Source organism: Pararhodobacter sp. (assembly GCF_034676075.1).
Classification (GTDB): Bacteria; Pseudomonadota; Alphaproteobacteria; order Rhodobacterales; family Rhodobacteraceae; genus Pararhodobacter.
In genome coordinates, this window is the sequence record NZ_JAUCCQ010000208.1 from 1 (window position 1) to 3,738 (window position 3,738).

4 protein-coding genes are annotated in these 3,738 nt (G+C 68.9%); 2 read left to right on the forward strand and 2 right to left on the reverse strand.

Annotated features, from left to right (window positions below; all coding sequences use genetic code 11):
* A partial coding sequence (locus VDQ18_RS23175) for a helix-turn-helix domain-containing protein (protein ID WP_323023218.1) occupies nt 1-212 on the forward strand: 212 nt, incomplete at its 5' end.
* 57 nt (nt 213-269) lie between these two features.
* Here the strand turns inward: VDQ18_RS23175 and VDQ18_RS23180 are convergent.
* Nucleotides 270-755, reverse strand: a complete 486-nt coding sequence (locus tag VDQ18_RS23180; RefSeq protein WP_323023219.1) for a hypothetical protein — start codon at nt 753-755, stop codon at nt 270-272.
* A 155-nt stretch (nt 756-910) separates the two neighbouring features.
* Here VDQ18_RS23180 and VDQ18_RS23185 point away from each other — a divergent pair, with 155 nt between their 5' ends.
* Nucleotides 911-2,464, forward strand: a complete 1,554-nt coding sequence (locus VDQ18_RS23185) for an AMP-binding protein (RefSeq protein ID WP_323023220.1) — start codon at nt 911-913, stop codon at nt 2,462-2,464.
* A gap of 127 nt (nt 2,465-2,591) precedes the next feature.
* On the opposite strand, the gene VDQ18_RS23190 is transcribed toward VDQ18_RS23185, so the two are convergent.
* Nucleotides 2,592-3,590, reverse strand: a complete 999-nt coding sequence (locus VDQ18_RS23190; protein WP_323023221.1) for an aldo/keto reductase — start codon at nt 3,588-3,590, stop codon at nt 2,592-2,594.
* Nucleotides 3,591-3,738: the final 148 nt, after the last annotated feature.

Sequence of the window (3,738 nt, forward strand, 5' to 3'; positions counted from 1 at the left end):
GGATGCTGAGCCTGACGCTGCGCAACCTCGAACGCGACGGGCTGATCTTGCGGCATTACTTCCCCGAGATCCCGCCCCGGGTCGAATACGAGCTCACGCCACTCGGCCACAGCCTGCGCCAGCCGGTGCGGGCGCTGGCCGATTGGGCGCTGGACAACCTCGACCGGATCGACGCGGCCCGGGCCGATTTCGACGCGGCCGACAGCGCCTGACAGGCGGGCGCGCCCTGCCCCGCTGCGCCCGCGGTCATCGCCCCGGGTGCGGCAGTCTCAATCCGCCAGCCGCGCCGGGCAGATCGCCCGGAACTGGTCCAGCACCACGCCATAGCCGCTGGCCGTGGTGCCATCGAGCGGCGTGTCGCTGCCTTCCTCGCGGAAGTCCCATTCGGCGCCGAACTCGGTGCGCTGCGGGAGCCGCCCCAGAAAGCGCATCTCCCCGCCCCAGAGCCCGGTGAAGACGCCCGTCGTGCAATCGCCCGCGATCCGGTCACCGACCCAACCCGCGACATCGGCCAGCGTCGCCGTCACGCAGGCCTCGGACGGGTCCATGACATAGAGCGTGCAGAAGGCCCGCGCATTCTCGGGCGTATGGGCGACGCGGACCTCGGCCGCGTCGCTGTCGATGCCCTGCGCCGACAGCACGCTGACCTCCATCCCGGCGCGGCTGCCATAGGCGACCAGCGCCGCCTCCTCGGCCATGGCGGGCGCGCCCAGCGCCAGCCCTGCCGCGATCCCGATCCACCAAGCCCGTGTCATCCACCCCTCCGCCCGGCCGAGACGGCCGCCCCCGCAGCCTGCCAGCGCCGTGCCCGGCGGTAAAATCACGTCCCCGCGCGTGCCACCCGCCCCCCTGCACCAAGGGCTAGGCAGATGCCCGCCCGGTGCTAAGCTGGCGACAGGGAGGACCACGAATGACCATCATCAGAAGCCCCTTTCCCGATGTTCCGATCAGCGACCTCAGCATCACCCAGCGGGTGTTCCAGGGCATCGACCCCGAGGCCACGATCCTCATCGACGGCCCCAGCGACCGCAGCGTGACCGGCGGGCAATTCATGCATTCGGTCAGGGCGCTGGCCGGGGGTCTCACCGCCCGGGGCTATGCGCCCGGCGGCTGCGTGGCGCTGATGGCGCCGAACATCCCGGAATTCTGCACCGTGTTTCACGCCGTGGCCTGGGCCGGGGGCTGCGTGACCACGGTCAACCCGACCTATACCGCGCATGAACTGCACCACCAGCTGATCGACTCGGGCGCCGAGTTGCTGGTGACCGTGGCCCCCTTCCTCCACACCGCGCGCGAGGGGATCAAGGGCACCAGGGTGCGCGAGATCGTCCTGATCGGCCCTGCCGCCGAAGGCGCCTGCGGCCTCGCCGACTTCATGGGAGAGCCCATCGCCGGGCAGGTGCCGGTGGACCTCGACGAACACGTGGTCTGCCTGCCCTATTCCTCGGGCACGACCGGCCTGCCCAAGGGCGTGATGCTCACCCAGCGAAACCTCACGGTGAACGCCGACCAGCTGCTGGCGGTGGCGGATCTGGCGCGGGGCGAGGCGACGGTGGCCTTCCTGCCCTTCTTCCACATCTACGGCCTGCATGTGCTGATGAATGTCTATATCGCCGCCGGGGGCACGCTGGTGACCATGCCACGCTTCGATCTGGAGATGTTCCTGACGCTGTGCGAGCGATACCGCACGCCAAGGATGTGGATCGTACCGCCGGTGGCGCTGGCGCTGGCCAAGCACCCGCTGGTCGACAAGTTCGACCTCAGCAGCCTGACGCAGATCAACTCGGCCGCCGCGCCCCTGGGGGCCGATCTGGCCGAGGCGATGGGCAAGCGGCTGGGCGCCCATGCCACTCAGGGCTACGGCATGACCGAACTCAGCCCCGGCAGCCATGTCTCGCCCCGGGGCCGCGGGCGGGCGGGCGCCTCGGGCATGACCATCCCCAACACCGAATGCCGTATCGTCGATCCGGCCACGCTGACCGATCTGCCGCCCAGCCAGGACGGCGAGATCTGGGTCAAGGGACCGCAGGTGATGAAGGGCTACCTCAACAATCCCAAGGCCACGGCCGAGACGATTGTCGAGGGCGGCTGGCTCAGGACCGGCGACATCGGCCATTTCGACGCCGAGGGCTATCTCTATCTGACCGACCGGCTGAAGGAACTGATCAAGGTCAAGGGCTTCCAGGTCGCCCCGGCCGAACTGGAGGCGCTGATCCTGACCCATCCGCAGATCACCGACGCCGCGGTGATCGGCGTGCAGGATGCCGAGGCGGGCGAAGTGCCGATGGCCTTCATCGTCGCCGCCGATCCGCCGTCATTGGCCGAGCTGCAAGCCCATCTCGCCCCCGACATCGCCCATTACAAGCAGATCCGCCGCCTGGAGGTGGTCGAGGCGATCCCGAAATCGGCCTCGGGCAAGATCCTGCGGCGGGTGCTGCGCGACCGGATCGCGGCGCTGGCCTGAGGGAAGGGAGGGGGCATTCTGCCCCCTCGTCGCCCCGAGGGGCGACTTCACCCCCTGAGGATATTTTCAGAACAAAGATGCGCGGTTAACAAGGGGTTAAGCGCCGCGCGCCCTGTCAGCGACAGCGTCAGCAATAGCGCTCCGGGCCGATCCATTGCACCACGTCGTAGCGGTCGCCATGCGCCCAGCCGACCGGCAGAATCCCCTCGATCCGCGCCAGATCCGCCTCGGTCAGGGTGATCGCCGCCCCCCGCAGGCATTCACGGAAATGCTGGATCGAGCGGGTGCCGGGGATCGGCAGGATATGCGCGCCGCGCGACAAGAGCCAGGCATTGGCCAGCGCCGCGGTGGGTTCGCCCATCTCGGCCGCCAGCGCCCTCAGCCCATCGGTCAGCGCCAGGTTGGCCTGGTGGTTGCCCGGCGCGAAGCGGGGATTGACCTTGAGGAAGGGAACCGTCTCGATCTGCTCGGGGCGGATCGGGTTGTCGGTCAGGATCGAGCGCCCGACCGGCGAGAAGGCAACCAGCGCCGCACCGAGTTCGGCGCAGGCCTGCACCAGCCCCAGCTCGGGCGAGCGGGTGGCCAGCGAATATTCCGATTGCACGGCGTCGATCTGCGTGACGGCGGCAGCGCGGCGCAGGGACGAGGGCGCGATCTCGGAAAAGCCCACGGCACGGGTCTTGCCCGACCGCCGCAGGCGTTCGAGCGTCTCGGCGACCTCCTCGATCGGGCGCCCCGCCTCGCGCCGGTGCACGTAGAAGAGGTCGACGTGATCCACGCCCATCCGCTTGAGGCTCTTGTCGAGTTCGCCCTCCAGATGCGCCGGATCGTTGTCGAGCTTGCGCGCGCCCTCGGCGTCGCGGCTGATCCCGGCCTTGGTGGCGATGACGAAATCGGCCCGCGCGCCGGGGTTCTTCGCCAGATAGCTGCCGATCCATTGCTCGGACCGGCCGTTGCCGTAGACGTTGGAGGTGTCGAGGTGGTTCACCCCCTCGTCCCGCATCAGGTCGAGGATCGCATGCGAGGCCGCCTCGTTGGTCGGCCCGTAGAAATCCGAAAACGACATGGCGCCGTAGCCGACGGCCGACACTTCGATCCCCGAGGACCCCAAGACCCGCTTCTGCATGCATCCCTCCGCAGCTGACCGCCCCTAGGTGCGGTCAATCGGCGGCAGGGTCAAGTCTTGGCGCCCCGGAAAAACCCGGCGTCCCATGCATGGGACACCGGCGCCAAGCGAATGATTCCAACGCGATAGAAAAGCGCATTAACTTCGC

Bases quoted from the DNA above. Each gene is read 5' to 3' on its own strand.
- VDQ18_RS23180 (WP_323023219.1), bottom strand. From the start codon at position 755: ATGACACGGGCTTGGTGGATCGGGATCGCGGCAGGGCTGGCGCTGGGC.
- VDQ18_RS23185 (WP_323023220.1), top strand. From the start codon at position 911: ATGACCATCATCAGAAGCCCCTTTCCCGATGTTCCGATCAGCGACCTC.
- VDQ18_RS23190 (WP_323023221.1), bottom strand. From the start codon at position 3,590: ATGCAGAAGCGGGTCTTGGGGTCCTCGGGGATCGAAGTGTCGGCCGTC.